The following is a 14,464-nucleotide window of genomic DNA, read 5'->3' as shown; positions in this document are numbered from 1 at the left end:
TCTTATATGAGCTATTAATTGATTTTCGGCTTAACTCGAATAGTGTTTAATTTAAATCTGCCCAACTTAACCCAAACTTTGCCAAATACTTTTTCACTCGGTCACTGTCATTGGTGGTATTGCGTTGCTGGCGAGAAGCAGCAAAAAGCTGTCGTCCAGCATCCGCCATTGACTTGGCATTTTCACAAACTTTCAGCACACCACGTAACTGAATCTGGTCAAACTCATCAATATCGGCAATCTGAGACTGATCTAAATATTTTAGTAAAATATCCTGTTGATTTTCTTTATTTAATTCCGTTTGTACAGACCAAAGCTGTTTTAAACGCTGAATTTCTTTTTCGACTGTTTCCGTTCGGATTAACTCCCCTTGAGACAAGGTCGCCAAACGTGTGACACTGGCGGTTAAATCACGGAAATTTCCTTGCCACGAGGCTTCTTTAGACTTGGCAAATTTTAAATAAACCTCTAAGGCATCACGCTGGAAACGCAGTTGACGCTGATGATTTGCGGCAAAACGTTGCAATTCAAACTCAATATTCGGGGCAATATCCTCAATACGATCTTTTAAATTGGGCAAGAAAAATGCCCATGTATTCAGTCTTGCCCATAAATCTTCACGAAAACGCCCCGCCTGCACTTCCTGACGTAAATCCTTATTCGTTCCTGCAATCAACTGAAAATCAGCCTGAACTTCTTTATCACTGCCCACTGGAAAAAAGGATTTATCTTCCAAAGCTTTCAGCAACATGGCTTGTTCATCCAGCCCTAATTCACCAATTTCATCCAGAAATAAAATGCCCTGATCAGCACTTTTCAGTAAACCTGAACGGGAAGCGGCTGCACCTGTAAATGCACCCTTGATATGACCAAATAGACTCGACATGGCACTGTCACCCCGTAAAGTCGCACAGTTCACATCAACAAAACGGCCACTTAAATGAAACTTGTCTTTCTTGAGCTGAAAAATCTGCTTGGCTAAATGTGATTTACCCACACCCGTTGCGCCCATAATGAGAATCGGTGCGCTGGAACGGGTAGCAACCAGTTCAACTTCGGTAATCAATTGATTAAATGCAGCATTATAAGTAGAAATATTGGCTTTAAGCTGTTGCCAGTTTTGTTGCTGCTCATCTTCAAAACGCTGTTTTAAAACATCATAACGGGATAAATCCAGATCAATAATGCGGTATTCACCCTCTGGTGTTTTTTGCTGGTTCGGTGCGCTCTGAATTAGCTTAGCAGGTAAATAGTTGGCATCCACCAATAAGTACCAACAGATTTGCGCAACGTGCGTACCTGTGGTGATATGCAAAAGATAGTTATTTTTTTCGGTATTAAAGGAATAACTTTTCACAAAGTCATACAGTGCGCCATAGACCTCAGCAAAATCCCAAGGATCACGAATACTAATTTTATGTCCTGAAATGGTGGTTTGTGGCGAAACTACTTGTGCATCTTCAGCGATAAATTTAACCAGATTCTGATGTTGGCGATCATGCAATAAGATCAATTCGTCTATGATCAAATCTTCATGCATTAATAAACTCATGGTTGGACGCCAGCGCTGCCAGCGATCTGGACGTTTTCCTTGATCTAAAGTTGAGCCAACAAAGCCTATCACAACGGTTTTTTTTACATTCGCAATCATTTCTATAAAATTTTATAACTATCTATCATATACAATACGCATTTAACCGAAAATTCCAATAAGATGCTACATTTTACTTTTTTAGGCACATCATCTGGCGTACCTACACTGACACGTAATGTTTCTGCCCTAGCCATACGAAACAGCAAAAATAAAGACTGGATACTGGTTGATGCTGGAGAAGGCACGCAACATCGCATTCAACAGGCCAAACTCTCATTGCAAAGCCTAGTTGCCATCTGTATTACTCATGTACATGGCGATCATTGTTATGGCTTGATTGGTTTATTGGCCAGTGCGGGTATGAATGCCCGTACCGCACCTTTAACCATTATCGCACCCAAAGAAATTCAGCAATGGGTTGAAACCACTGCTCGACTGACTGATTTATATTTACCCTATCCGTTAAAATTTATTGATGTCCATGATGCAATTCAACTCCAACACATTACAGATGAGCTTTCCATTCAAGCCCACCCACTGAGCCATCGCGTGCCAAGTTTTGCCTTTAGCATTATTGCGCAATACACCCAGCAAAAATTAGACATTCAGGCGCTCACACAGCTTGGCGTTCCCAAAGGCCAAGCTTGGGGAGATTTAAAGCAAGGTAAAGACATTGAATTTAATGGAAATATTCTAAAGTCAGCAGATTATTTGCAGACGCATACTCAACAGGTTCATGCCATTGTCGGTGGTGATAATGACCAACCAGAGTTATTGGCCCAAGCCTGCCAGACAGCACAACTCTTGATCCATGAATCAACTTATACACAAACAACCTTGGATAAAGTCGGCAAAAGTCCAATGCACAGCTCTGCCAAAATGGTGGCTGAATTTGCTCAACAGCAGCATTTAAGCAACTTAATCCTAACCCATTTTAGCCCTCGACATCAGGATCGTGCTGGACAACAGGCAATTGCTGATGAAGTGAGTCAATTTTATAAAGGCAATTTCAATTTAGCCGATGATTTTGACCAATTCACACTGGATACAACAGGACAACTGAGTAAAGTAAATTTGAAATAAATGAGATATAATGTTTTAATTAAGGAATATCTGGAGATAAAAAGTCAAATATTCCTCGCAACAAGCGAAATGGTAAAGTGATGATCCAGTAAATGATCTCTACAGGAAAATCAATTAAATCCAGCCAATCCCAAGCATTATCTCGATGATGATTTTTTCGTTTAGGCTTAATCCAATACGCCAATAAAAAACACACCAGACTGAATGCAAACAGTATCCAATCAAAACCAGCAAGCAAGCATTGGACAAAAAACACCACACCTGCCACAAATAATAGAATTGAAAAAAGATAACGAAGAAAAATCATCGTAGGGACGTATCCTATTGTCTTAACACAATTTATACCATGTTTTATTGCGGAATAACGCTATTTCACAGCTATAATACGCAATCCAACTCATTACAAAAAATATAATTAAAGATATAAATATATTTATTTTTATATTTAAAAAAATCAAACCAATCAAAACAACATAAAAAATAGATATTTAAAATTCTTTTAATTATTTAAAATCAATATCTTGAAAAATAAAAACATGCCATATAAAAAACTGGCACGGTGCCTGCAATAGTATAATTACACAACATCACTGGGATATTGTGGATATCACCTGCCTGCAAACGCTTGGCAGGCAGGCTTTGAAAGGAAAATGAAAATGTCTGTCATTGAAGAAATTAAGCAACAAGCTCAAATTGAACAAGCAAAACAACAACGCGCCTACCAAGTGCTGCAAAATGAAAAAAGTATGCCTGTGAAAATGTGGACAAATGGTGTTGTCGTTGATGACAACTCCAAAAAACAATTGCTACAAACCGCCCAAATGCCATTTATTTATAAATGGATGGCAGTGATGCCCGATGTGCATTTTGGTTTAGGTGCAACCATTGGAAGTGTGATTCCAACCAAAGGTGCGATTATTCCTGCTGCTGTGGGTGTCGATATTGGTTGTGGAATGATGGCAACTCGTACCAACCTGACTGCTTCTGATTTGCCTGATAATTTACATGCTTTGCGTACTGAACTGGAACGCTTGATTCCACATGGAATGACTAAACGTGGTCGAGATAAAGGGTCATGGGAAACACCACCTGAAATGGTTGACCAAGCTTGGGCTGACCTTGTTGCAGATTTTGAATTGATTTGTGTCAAGCACCCTCGCCTTAAAAATACCAATAACCGCAAACAATTGGGAACTTTAGGAACAGGCAACCACTTTGTGGAAATTTGTCTGGATGAGCATGATCATGTCTGGATTATGCTGCACTCAGGTTCTCGTGGGGTTGGTAATGCCATTGGGAATCACTTTATTGAGCTGGCACGTAAGGATATGCAAAAGCACTTTATTAACTTACCGAATAAAGATTTGGCTTATTTAGTTGAGGGTACAGAACATTTTGATGATTACTGGTTTGCGGTAGGTTGGGCACAACGTTTTGCCATGAAAAACCGTGAAATCATGATGCAAGCCGCAATCAAGGCTTTGGCGACAATTATTCCAAAGCCATTTAATGCCAAACTAGAAGCGGTAAACTGCCATCATAACTATGTGCAAAAAGAACAGCATTATGGTGAAGAAGTGATGGTAACCCGCAAAGGTGCTGTAAGTGCCAAACTTGGACAATATGGAATTATTCCAGGTTCAATGGGTGCGAAGTCCTTTATCGTGCGCGGGCTGGGAAATCAGGAATCGTTCTGTTCATGTTCGCATGGTGCAGGTCGTGTGATGAGTCGTGCTGAAGCCAAACGCCGTTTTACTGTCGAAGATCAGGTTGCACAGACTCAAGGGGTGGAATGCCGTAAAGACGCTGCCGTGATTGATGAAATTCCATCGGCTTATAAACCGATTGAAGATGTGATGAAAGCACAGCAGGATTTGGTTGAAGTGGTGTATACCTTAAGACAAGTGGTGTGTGTGAAGGGATAAAACTATGTCTGATATTCAGGTAGAAAAAATAAATCATATTCTTGAAGGGTTATGTATAACAGCAAATGCTTTACATCCTGAATTTCAGCCACAATTTGATTGCTATATAGAACAATTAAATTTCAATAACAGTTTATCTTTTGATGAAAATTTCAAGCAGTTTTTTATGATGTATTCATTTTGGAAAGACATGAAGAAAATGAGTGAACACTCACAATTTATCGATTGGCAATTTCAGATGGAAAACATTGGAACACTTAATGAAACGATAAACCATTTTTTCCATAGAAATTTATTTTCTTCTTTTAATGTTCAACAACTTGAAATCATTATGCAGAGCTTAATTTTACATCTTAGAGATTTAACTGGAGAATTTATCGATGCTCAACAAGGATATATAAGCCCTCCAAATAAATATCTTCCTGCATATATACAGCATTGGCAACATCTTTATATAAAAGGTCAAAATGCAGAAATTTTAATTACTTTTGAATCTAACACTTAAATATAGGTAAACGAAAATGAAACTCGCAGAAGCACTATTACTCCGAAGCGATCAACAAAAAAAGCTCGCTTCATTAAAACAACGGATCAACGCCAATGTATTGGTACAGGATGGTGATGAACCAAGCGAAGATCCCAATGAATTGATCAAACAAGTATTTGCTTTAATTCAGGAAAGCAATCAGTTGATTTGTCGTATCCATTTAACCAACGCACAGGCGAAACTAGATGATGGGAAGACATTGCTATCGCTACTGAGCTTACGGGATAATTATGCCGAACAGCATAAGATTCTCATTGATGCGATTGCCAATACTCATCGCGAACCTGATCGTTATAGTGCACGGGAAATTAAATGGCAAAAAGTCATTCCTGTTTCAAGTTTGCAAAAACAGGCGGATGATATTAGTGCCAAAATACGTGACCTCAATATTAAGATTCAGGCTGCAAATTGGCAGATTGATTTAGTCGAATAGACAACAGATTTTGTGAAGTCATTTCACAATACCAGTTTGGACATACTGGGCGAGTACAAGATCCTGCTTTACTCCGATCTGAGGGATTGAAAATAATTCAGGCGGCTACGGCAGCATGTGAGCCGTGCATTGATTCACTCATCAGGCTCAGCACCATGCACCTTGCAATCCTTTGCCAAAAGCAAAGTGACACGTTACTTCGCATTACCATGTACTGACAGTATGTTCATTTAAATAGAAAACAAGGAAAATAGAAGTGAATAAAGCTTTGGCAAATATGCCAGCAACCATCCAGATTGATGGTTCACAAGGCGAAGGTGGTGGTCAGATTTTACGAACTGCCCTTGCCCTTTCAATGATTACAGGTCAGGCATTTGAACTGATCAACATTCGGGCTGGACGTAAAAAACCTGGACTGATGCGCCAGCATCTGGTCTGTGTACAAGCTTCACAGCAAATCAGTCAGGCCTATGTTGAGGGTGCAGAACTGCATAGCCAGCGTTTGTACTTTGCGCCACAGCATGTACAAAGTGGAAAATATCAATTCCAGATTGGTTCGGCTGGCAGCACCACACTGGTTTTGCAAACCCTTTTGCCTGCGTTGTTATTGCAAAATGAAACCAGTGAATTAATCATTTCAGGCGGTACGCATAATCCACTTGCGCCAACAGCGGATTTTATTGAGCATTGCTTTTTACCTTGTTTAAAAAACATCGGGATTGATGTGGATTTTAAACTGGAAAAAGCGGGTTTCTTTCCAGTTGGTGCAGGCGAAATTCGAGTCAGGATTCAGCCATGGCAACATCGAGACAAGCTGAATTTACTAGATCGTGGTAACTTGCAAAGTACTGAGGCTTTTGCTGCTACACTGAATCTTGCAGAAGAAGCGCAAATCGCACAACGGGAACTGGCAACGTTAAATAAAAGACTGAAACTGGATACTCAGCAAGAATTCCATTTAAATGGGATCAGTCAGGGCAATACAGTGTATGTGAAAGTCAAGCATGAGCATCACGTTCAGCTATTCACCGCTTTAGGTGAAATGCGTAAAAGTGCAGAACAAGTAGCAAGTCAATTGGGGCAAAATGTCCAACACTATTTGGCTTCTCAGGCTGTAGTAGATGAATACTTAGCCGATCAATTGCTGTTACCTTTGGCACTCGGTCAAGGTGGTACGTTTACTGCGCAATGTATTAGCGAGCATACTCTTACCCAAGCTACCATGATTGAAAAATTTATTGATTGTGAAATTGAGTTTATCGAGCTGGATAAAAGTCAATTTCAGGTCAATGTCAAAGTTTAGAAGCCCATCAATGGGCTTCTTTTATTAGAGTTTTATTTAACAGCTTCCAAAGCTGTCACCAATAACTTCCAGCATTTTTCGACTGTATCCACTTTCACCCGTTCACCTGGTGCATGTGCCCCTTGAATATCTGGACCAAATGACACCATCTGTAAATCTGGATAATGCTCTGCAATAATGCCACATTCCAAACCTGCATGAATCACTTTCAAGTTTGGTTCAATTTCAAATGCGGATTGATAGGCCTGTTGTAGACACTTCAATGCAGCCGAATCTGGATTGGGTGTCCAACCAGATACCAGAGGTGTCAATTCAGATTGAATTTGGAAATTGGCAAAATGTTGTTGAATCTTCTGGGCAAATGACATGGCTTGCTGATTCACCATCGAACGAACCATAATTAAAGTCTTTGCTTCGTCTTTAGTGAGTCTGACCACGCCAATATTATTAGAGGTCTCAACCACATCGGGTAAAGCCTGACTCATTTCCTTAACGCCATAAGGACAAGTTGCCAATGCCTGCAACCAAGCCTGTTGCTGATGCAAAGAAATGACTTCACTAATTTGATTTAGATTTTGTTGAACTGTGATCTGAACCTGATCATCAATCCCTTGTAACTTTTGTTGCCATTCAGCTTGTGTTTGGGCAATGATTTTTTCCAATTCTGCTAATTTTTCTGCTTCAATTGCAATGGTTACCACCGCTTCTCTAGGAATGGCATTGCGGGCAGTTCCACCTACAAACTCAACCAATCGGGCATTTGTTTGGGCAAAATATTCATTTAAAAAGTTCGCCAAAATCACGTTGGCATTGCCACGACCTAAATGAATATCAACACCTGAATGTCCGCCCTTTAGGCCAGAAACCATGAGATCAACACAAATGGTATTTGCAGGTGCAGTCACATATTCAAGAGTTTGCTGTACCTCAATATCAATACTGCCAGCACAACCGAGATAGAGTTCGCCCCATTCTTCAGTATCAATATTAAATAACCACTGCCCTTTTAATATGCCTGCTTCAAGTAAACGAGCGCCATTCATGCCTGCTTCTTCATCAACTGTTAAAAGGACTTCAATTGGCCCATGTGCAATATCGTTTGATTCAAGAACAGCCAGTGCAAGTGCTACGCCAATCCCATTGTCCGCACCTAAAGTGGTATTCTCAGCGATCAACCAGCCGTCTTTGAGTATAGGTTGAATGGGATCTTTAAAAAAATCATGTTGCGTACCGCGATTTGCCTGCGTCACCATATCCAGATGACCCTGCAAAATCACACCTGCAACCTGTTCTTTACCAGCCACTGCGGCTTTGCGAATAATTAAATTACCAATATCATCAATATAAGTGTCAAGATTGCGCTGTTCCGCCCAATCCTTTAAATGTTGGCGTAGTTGTTGTTCGTGCTTGGATGGTCGGGGAATCGTACACAGGGTTTCAAAATGCTGCCAAACCATTTGTGGTGATAATTTAGAAAAATCAACCTGTGTCATGCACCCATACCCTTAAATAAAGTGTTCAAACAAATATACACCATACGCCTAAACAACGATGCTGTTAAGTCACTTCATTTAAGATTTTATTGGCAAAATGGGCTTAACTTTTCCAAATAAACTGTGAAAAGCTATGTTCAGCCTTTAAGCTATTTTCAACCGCCTGAGCCAATTGGCGAATAATGCTTTGTGTCTCAATCTTTTCAAACCAAGCCTGTTCCTGCTGAGGATTTGCGGAAATCTGACATAAGATATGTCCCTCAGTATCTTGCTGCGAACATAAGATAGAGAGTGGAAGCTGATGGTTATCGATACGAACCTCGATTTTCTCATGCTCATGACGGATATGCTGAGCATCAAAACCATATTGTTCCAGTTGCTTATACAGTAGTGCAGCCACGTATTCTTGCGTGATATAGCATTCATTGGGTGGATGATCAATCACCCCATGTTTAGGGCAATCTGCTATAAATTGCAATGTTTTCATGGTATTCCCTCTATTTTTATGTTTTTACTCTGGATCACAGAATAAAGCCTACTAGTTCGGTAAGAATTATTATATATACAATTGTCTTTAATTGATTAGCCGATTGTCTTACTTCTTTTGCTAAATTGATAAATTTAGACCTGATTAGATATGTACATATCCAAACCCAACATTTTTATTATTTAAACGTTTTATTGCAGTGATAAACAACTTGTTTTTATTGATAACTAAATAAGAAATGCAGCATTTGAACAAGCCAAACACTGCATTTTCCAATTCGCCTATTGATCTACAATCTGTAAGTCCAGACCTGCCGCATTGGCAAGTTCAGTAAAGGTTGGGAAACTGGTTGCCACTGTTTCCGTACCGTGAATGATGATTTCGCCAGAAGTACGCAAACCTGCAATACTAAAACTCATGGCAATACGGTGATCGTGGTGCGATTCAATTTCTCCGCCTGCGAAGATTGCTGACCAGTCACCAGACTTACCCTTACCTTCAATAATGATGCCATCTTCAGTTGGGGTGCAGTCAATACCCATGACCTTCAAACCATCCGCCATCACCTGAATACGGTCAGATTCTTTGACGCGAAGTTCCGCAGCGCCCGTCAATACTGTTTGACCTTCGGCACAAGCTGCTGCAATAAATAATGCAGGGAATTCATCAATCGCCAAAGGCACTTGATCTTCAGGCATGTGAATGCCTTTGAGTGTACGAGACCCCTTGATATGAATATCGGCAATCGGCTCACCGCCAGCGATGCGTTCATTTTCAACACTGATGTCCGCACCCATTTGCTTGAGGATTTCAATCACACCTGTACGGGTTGGGTTGATGCCCACTGCTTCAAGAATCACATCAGCATCCTCGGTAATCGCAGCGCCGACCATAAAGAATGCAGCCGATGAAATGTCTGATGGCACCTGAATATCTGTACCAACGAGTTTACCACCACCAACCAGCGAGATTTTATTGCCCTCAGTTTTTACCTCATAACCAAAGGCACGTAACATACGCTCAGTATGGTCACGAGTCGGCTCTGGTTCAGTCACCGAAGTCTCACCCTCGGCCCATAAACCTGCCAGTAAAATCCCTGATTTCACCTGAGCAGAAGCCATTGGTAAATCGTATTGAATCCCTTGTAAATTCTGGCTGCCTGTAATGCTGACTGGCGGTGTGCCTTTCTCACCTGTGGTCTGAATCTGTGCGCCCATTAAACGTAATGGTTTAGCAATACGCTCCATTGGACGTTTAGACAATGACGCATCACCTGTCATCACTGAATCAAACTTTTGTGCTGACAACATACCAGATAGCAGACGCATACTTGTGCCTGAGTTACCCATATATAAGGCACTGGCAGGCGCTTTTAGACCTTGCATGCCTACACCATGAATGGTCACCTCACCATTCTTTGGGCCTTCAATGCTGACCCCCATATCACGGAATGCCTGTAAGGTTGCCAACGCATCCTCACCCTCAAGGAAGCCAGTCACATGGGTTGTGCCTTCCGCAATCGCCCCAAACATGATGGAGCGATGTGACACTGACTTGTCACCTGGCACGGTGAATTTACCTGTAAATGTTTTCTTGCCTGGTAAAATGGTAAATTGCTGTGTCACCTTGTTTTTCTCCATCAAAGGTTTTTTGGCTAACATATGGTTAAAGTGTTGGCGTGCCGCTTGCGCATGTCCAAGCAGCCCCATCAACGCCTGAGAATCTTCATTTTCAATCAGTTTCTTTAAAACAGAGAGTTGCTGTTCAAAGCCAGCAACGGCATTTAGAATTGCGGTTTTATTGGCAAAGAAAATGTCATGCCACATCTGCGGATCACTGGCGGCAATCCGAGAGAAATCCCGAAAACCACCAGCCGCATAACGGAAAATATCTAAATTATCTTCACGATTGGCCAGTTGCTCGACCAGGTTAAACGCCATTAAATGCGGTAAATGACTGGTATGTGCCAACACTTCATCATGTTTTGCCACATCCATACAAATCACTTCAGCTTTGGCGGCTGACCAGAGTTGAATTAACTTCTCAACTGCCCAGTCGGCACTGCTTGGCAATGGTGTTAGAATCACTTTATGATTGGCAAATAAATCAACTTTGCCTGCATGTACGCCCGTATGTTCTGCTCCTGCAATCGGGTGTCCTGGTACAAAACCAACAGGCAGATTTTCACCAAACACTGCTTTGGCTGCATCGACGACATTGCCTTTGGTACTGCCTACATCGGTAATGATGACATTCTCTGCAAGATAAGGTTTGATCTGTTCCAACACTTTTTGCGTAGCACGAACAGGCAATGCCAAAACAATTAAATCCGCACCCTGAACCGCTTCCTCAGGATTTGCGTAACCCTGCTGAATAAGACCCAGTGCTTTGGCATCTTCCAATGTTTTTTTTGAGCGTGTTGAAGCGACAATTTCAGATGCAAGTTGTTCTGCCACAATCACACGTGCAAGACTTGACCCAATCAGCCCAAGTCCAATAAATGCAACTTTTTTAAACAATACTTTAGAAACAGATGCTTGAGACATAAAAGATGTTTGCCTAATGAGACGACTTTGATATGGATAGATGATTCATCCACCTATCCATACGATAAAACAGTTTTATAAAACAGCGATTGGATAAGAACCCAGTACACGTAACTCTTTGACCATCGGACGAATTTCACTCAATGCGGCTGCTACATTGTCCTGATCAATATGCCCTTCCAGATCAATAAAGAATACATAGGCCCATTTTTCAGGTAAGGCTGGACGGGTTTCAATACTGGTCAAGCTGATTTGATGCTTTGCAAATGGTGCAAGAATTTCCAGCAATGCTCCTGCACGATCATGTGCTGAAATCAACAATGAGGTCTTATCATTGCCACTTTGTGGAATTTTCTCACGACCAATCACAAGGAAACGTGTGGTATTTTCAGGATTATCTTCAATATTGCTATACAAAATCTCAAGGTTGTACATGCTGGCTGCGATATCAGAGGCGATTGCAGCCGAATGCCATTCATTACGAATACGGCGAGCCGCTTCCGCATTTGAATTTAAGGCTACACGCTCTACCCCAGGATAATGTGCATCTAACCATTTACGACACTGTGCCAAAGTTTGCTGATGCGCATAAATCTGTTTAATGCTGTCTTTACGGGTATTTTCAGACACAAGGAATTGATGATGGATACGAAGCTCAACCTCACCAATCACATTTAAAGTTGATGCCTTAAAACAGTCCAGCGTATGGTTGACAATTCCTTCTGAGGAGTTCTCGACTGGAACCACACCATAATGGGCACTGCCCGCTTCCACTTCACGGAATACTTCATCAATGGTTGGCAATGGACGCACTACTGCATCCTTACCAAAATGTTTCAGCACCGCGGAGTGGGTATAGGTTCCTTCTGGCCCTAAAAAAGCAATACTTTGCGGGGCCTCAAGTGCCAGACATGCCGACATGATTTCACGGAACAAGCGTGCCATGGTCGCATCGGACAATGGCCCCTGATTACGCTCCATCACTTTACGCAAAACCTGCGCTTCACGTTCAGGGCGATAAAACAGGGGGTTGTCTTCGGCTGCAAACTTCGCCTTGGCTACGGCTTCCGCCAATGTGGCACGGCGATTGAGTAATTCCTGGATTTGTTGATCAACACTATCAATATCGTTACGAATTTGTTCTAAATTAAGTGAAGTCGATGTGTTTTGTCCATCGTTTACCATTGAATACAGCCTCAGCAAAATCATCTATAAGAATGGATTACAATTCATCTATGAATTGGTTATCTGGGCTAGTATAACAAGACTTTAAGCTATTAAACACGCTGAGTTTTAACTCTTTTCATGATTCAACTTTATTGATAATGATTTTCATTATATATTTCATGCTAAATTTCAATTCTCGTGAATAAGCCATGTTAAAACGTCTCAGTATTTTGACTTTCTCCTTAATGATCAGTACTCAACTGAGCTTTGCCCAACCAGCTTCAACGACTTCTGGCAATTCAGCTTTACAAGTCAATACCCTGACCCAACAAACCTTTATCCTGAAATCCAAATACACATCACATGATTACCTGATTCAGGTTTCAGTTCCCAATACTGAGACTCCAACGCAAGGCTTCCCTGTGCTTTATGTACTCGATGGCAATGCAAGCTTTGACAGTGCTGCCAACATTGCCAAATCTGTAGGTGCTGGCGCAAATCGTCTTGGCTTGGCTCCTGTTGCGATTGTCGCTATTGGCTATCCTGACGAGAAAACCTTTGCTGTCGAAAAACGTGCTTTGGACTACACACCCAAGGCATCGGAAGATGTGCAAAAACAGGCTAAATATCAATATGGTGGTGCAGACCAGTTCATTCAGTTTATTGAAAAAGAGCTTAAACCAGCAATCAATTCACGGATTAAGGTCAATCCACAACAACAAAGCCTGTTTGGACATTCATTTGGTGGATTGTTTGTATTACATGCTTTCTTTACCCAACCACAGAGTTTTCAACGCTATATCGCCGCAAGCCCATCTTTATGGTTTGATAATCAAGTACTATTTCAACAACAGGCAAACTGGCTTAGGCAAAAACCTGAAAATACCCATGCTATGCTGATGACCACAGTTGGCACGCATGAAGATAAAGGTCCAGCGAATAGTGATCGTTCCCAACAGGACCGTTTTTATCAAAACTTTCAGGCACAACGTTCCGAGCAATTTTTATTCTGGAATTTTAAACACCCAGCGGAACAGCATTTAACCAATCTCTATGCGAGTTTACCTAAAGCCATCATGTTGGCGGGTTGTAAAAATGGCAAAAGCTGCTCGGCCTTATTTGATGACACAACAAAACCTTGATATGGAATTGATCTTGGGAGAAAGATTATTTTCCTCTCAAATCTCAACATTTCTTTAGGAAAGCTTGGGATATAATTTATTCAATATTCTCTTAAATGCAATAAAATAATGAATAAAATCATTCTACTTTCTATACTTAGTCTTGCCAGCATTCAATTAACGGGCTGTATTGGATGCTATAACCCTACAGGTTGCAGCCGTGACACCTCACCTTACTACATCACCACAACAACGACTCAAGTACGTGGAATTACGGTGCCACCACAAAGCAAGCTAAAATATAAAGCTCAGCATTCTTTTCAGAAAGAACAGCAAACACAGCCATTAAATGAAAAGGATTTGACCGATATTAAGTTACCGCCTGATACGGCAATCATTTGGGGTGGAATGCCATCTTATATGTTTATTCAATTTTTTAATTCACAAATGAAAGGTTTTTCTGTTTATCCTGCTGATGGGTTCTCTCCCCAATCAACAAATGAATTTATCAGGTTGTGGCAAAGTTGTGCAAGTGATCTGGATGTGACCTTAAAAAATCCACATGACTGGTCGTTTAATCCTGACAATATGGAAGTCCGAGGTTGTGGGGTAAATATTCAAAAAAGAAGTGAATATAATAAAAATTGGCCTAATCAGGATCAGGCAGATGCGTTTCTGATTAAAATCAATCAGGCATTACAGAAATTGCCAAAACAACAAAGCTATCCTGTGGTGCATACCACAATAGAAAAATAGTATCTATCA

At 41.0% G+C, this 14,464-nt stretch carries 13 protein-coding genes; 7 read left to right on the top strand and 6 right to left on the bottom strand.

Annotated elements, in window-relative coordinates; all coding sequences use genetic code 11:
* Window positions 1-46 precede the first annotated feature (46 nt).
* Window positions 47-1,648 carry an RNA repair transcriptional activator RtcR gene (rtcR, locus tag N5J47_RS12340; protein WP_279960468.1) on the bottom strand — a complete coding sequence of 534 codons (1,602 nt, stop codon included), beginning with the start codon at window positions 1,646-1,648 and terminating at the stop codon, window positions 47-49.
* 66 nt (window positions 1,649-1,714) lie between these two features.
* Here rtcR and N5J47_RS12335 point away from each other — a divergent pair, with 66 nt between their 5' ends.
* Window positions 1,715-2,677 carry a ribonuclease Z gene (locus N5J47_RS12335; RefSeq protein WP_279960428.1) on the top strand — a complete coding sequence of 321 codons (963 nt, stop codon included), beginning with the start codon at window positions 1,715-1,717 and terminating at the stop codon, window positions 2,675-2,677.
* A 19-nt stretch (window positions 2,678-2,696) separates the two neighbouring features.
* Here the strand turns inward: N5J47_RS12335 and N5J47_RS12330 are convergent, their stop codons facing one another.
* The gene (locus N5J47_RS12330; RefSeq protein WP_279960427.1) at window positions 2,697-2,984 is read right to left on the bottom strand and encodes a hypothetical protein; all 288 of its coding nucleotides are present in this window, start codon (window positions 2,982-2,984) and stop codon (window positions 2,697-2,699) included.
* Window positions 2,985-3,333: 349 nt separating this feature from the next.
* Here N5J47_RS12330 and N5J47_RS12325 point away from each other — a divergent pair, with 349 nt between their 5' ends.
* The 4 genes from N5J47_RS12325 (at window position 3,334) to rtcA (ending at window position 6,885) form a co-directional block, all read left to right on the top strand.
* On the top strand, window positions 3,334-4,602 hold the full coding sequence (locus tag N5J47_RS12325; protein ID WP_279960426.1) for an RtcB family protein: 1,269 nt from the start codon (window positions 3,334-3,336) through the stop codon (window positions 4,600-4,602).
* A gap of 4 nt (window positions 4,603-4,606) precedes the next feature.
* Window positions 4,607-5,107, top strand: a complete 501-nt coding sequence (locus N5J47_RS12320) for a hypothetical protein (protein WP_279960425.1) — start codon at window positions 4,607-4,609, stop codon at window positions 5,105-5,107.
* Window positions 5,108-5,123: 16 nt separating this feature from the next.
* Entirely contained in the window at window positions 5,124-5,582 is a 459-nt protein-coding gene (locus tag N5J47_RS12315) for a DIP1984 family protein (RefSeq protein ID WP_279960424.1), read from the top strand.
* Window positions 5,583-5,838: 256 nt separating this feature from the next.
* Window positions 5,839-6,885 carry an RNA 3'-terminal phosphate cyclase gene (gene rtcA / locus N5J47_RS12310; RefSeq protein ID WP_279960423.1) on the top strand — a complete coding sequence of 349 codons (1,047 nt, stop codon included), beginning with the start codon at window positions 5,839-5,841 and terminating at the stop codon, window positions 6,883-6,885.
* A 32-nt stretch (window positions 6,886-6,917) separates the two neighbouring features.
* Here the strand turns inward: rtcA and N5J47_RS12305 are convergent, their stop codons facing one another.
* From N5J47_RS12305 to pheA, 4 genes are all read right to left on the bottom strand, one after another.
* Window positions 6,918-8,378, bottom strand: a complete 1,461-nt coding sequence (locus N5J47_RS12305) for an aminoacyl-histidine dipeptidase (protein WP_279960422.1) — start codon at window positions 8,376-8,378, stop codon at window positions 6,918-6,920.
* Window positions 8,379-8,481: 103 nt separating this feature from the next.
* Complete coding sequence (locus tag N5J47_RS12300) at window positions 8,482-8,865, bottom strand: hypothetical protein (RefSeq protein ID WP_267979672.1); 384 nt, start codon at window positions 8,863-8,865, stop codon at window positions 8,482-8,484.
* A gap of 281 nt (window positions 8,866-9,146) precedes the next feature.
* Window positions 9,147-11,411: a bifunctional prephenate dehydrogenase/3-phosphoshikimate 1-carboxyvinyltransferase gene (locus N5J47_RS12295; protein ID WP_279960421.1), complete on the bottom strand. Its 2,265-nt coding sequence runs from the start codon at window positions 11,409-11,411 to the stop codon at window positions 9,147-9,149.
* A gap of 75 nt (window positions 11,412-11,486) precedes the next feature.
* On the bottom strand, window positions 11,487-12,596 hold the full coding sequence (gene pheA, locus N5J47_RS12290) for a prephenate dehydratase (protein WP_279960420.1): 1,110 nt from the start codon (window positions 12,594-12,596) through the stop codon (window positions 11,487-11,489).
* Between the two features lie 191 nt (window positions 12,597-12,787).
* Here pheA and N5J47_RS12285 point away from each other — a divergent pair, with 191 nt between their 5' ends.
* Both N5J47_RS12285 and N5J47_RS12280 read left to right on the top strand, forming a co-directional pair.
* Window positions 12,788-13,720 carry an alpha/beta hydrolase-fold protein gene (locus tag N5J47_RS12285; RefSeq protein ID WP_279960419.1) on the top strand — a complete coding sequence of 311 codons (933 nt, stop codon included), beginning with the start codon at window positions 12,788-12,790 and terminating at the stop codon, window positions 13,718-13,720.
* A gap of 108 nt (window positions 13,721-13,828) precedes the next feature.
* Window positions 13,829-14,455, top strand: a complete 627-nt coding sequence (locus N5J47_RS12280; protein ID WP_279960418.1) for a hypothetical protein — start codon at window positions 13,829-13,831, stop codon at window positions 14,453-14,455.
* The last annotated feature ends 9 nt before the right edge of the window (window positions 14,456-14,464 follow it).

Origin of the sequence: Acinetobacter sp. GD03645, from assembly GCF_029845285.1 — a bacterium.
GTDB lineage: Bacteria > Pseudomonadota > Gammaproteobacteria > Pseudomonadales > Moraxellaceae > Acinetobacter > Acinetobacter corruptisaponis.
The sequence above is the reverse complement of the archived record's forward strand: the minus strand, read 5'-3'. Positions and strand labels throughout refer to the sequence as shown.

Excerpts from the sequence above, each read along its gene's own strand:
- N5J47_RS12280 (WP_279960418.1), top strand. The coding sequence starts at position 13,829 with ATGAATAAAATCATTCTACTTTCTATACTTAGTCTTGCCAGCATTCAA.
- N5J47_RS12285 (WP_279960419.1), top strand. The coding sequence starts at position 12,788 with ATGTTAAAACGTCTCAGTATTTTGACTTTCTCCTTAATGATCAGTACT.
- N5J47_RS12330 (WP_279960427.1), bottom strand. The coding sequence starts at position 2,984 with ATGATTTTTCTTCGTTATCTTTTTTCAATTCTATTATTTGTGGCAGGT.
- N5J47_RS12300 (WP_267979672.1), bottom strand. The coding sequence starts at position 8,865 with ATGAAAACATTGCAATTTATAGCAGATTGCCCTAAACATGGGGTGATT.
- N5J47_RS12315 (WP_279960424.1), top strand. The coding sequence starts at position 5,124 with ATGAAACTCGCAGAAGCACTATTACTCCGAAGCGATCAACAAAAAAAG.
- pheA (WP_279960420.1), bottom strand. The coding sequence starts at position 12,596 with ATGGTAAACGATGGACAAAACACATCGACTTCACTTAATTTAGAACAA.
- N5J47_RS12295 (WP_279960421.1), bottom strand. The coding sequence starts at position 11,411 with ATGTCTCAAGCATCTGTTTCTAAAGTATTGTTTAAAAAAGTTGCATTT.
- N5J47_RS12305 (WP_279960422.1), bottom strand. The coding sequence starts at position 8,378 with ATGACACAGGTTGATTTTTCTAAATTATCACCACAAATGGTTTGGCAG.
- N5J47_RS12335 (WP_279960428.1), top strand. The coding sequence starts at position 1,715 with ATGCTACATTTTACTTTTTTAGGCACATCATCTGGCGTACCTACACTG.
- N5J47_RS12325 (WP_279960426.1), top strand. The coding sequence starts at position 3,334 with ATGTCTGTCATTGAAGAAATTAAGCAACAAGCTCAAATTGAACAAGCA.
- N5J47_RS12320 (WP_279960425.1), top strand. The coding sequence starts at position 4,607 with ATGTCTGATATTCAGGTAGAAAAAATAAATCATATTCTTGAAGGGTTA.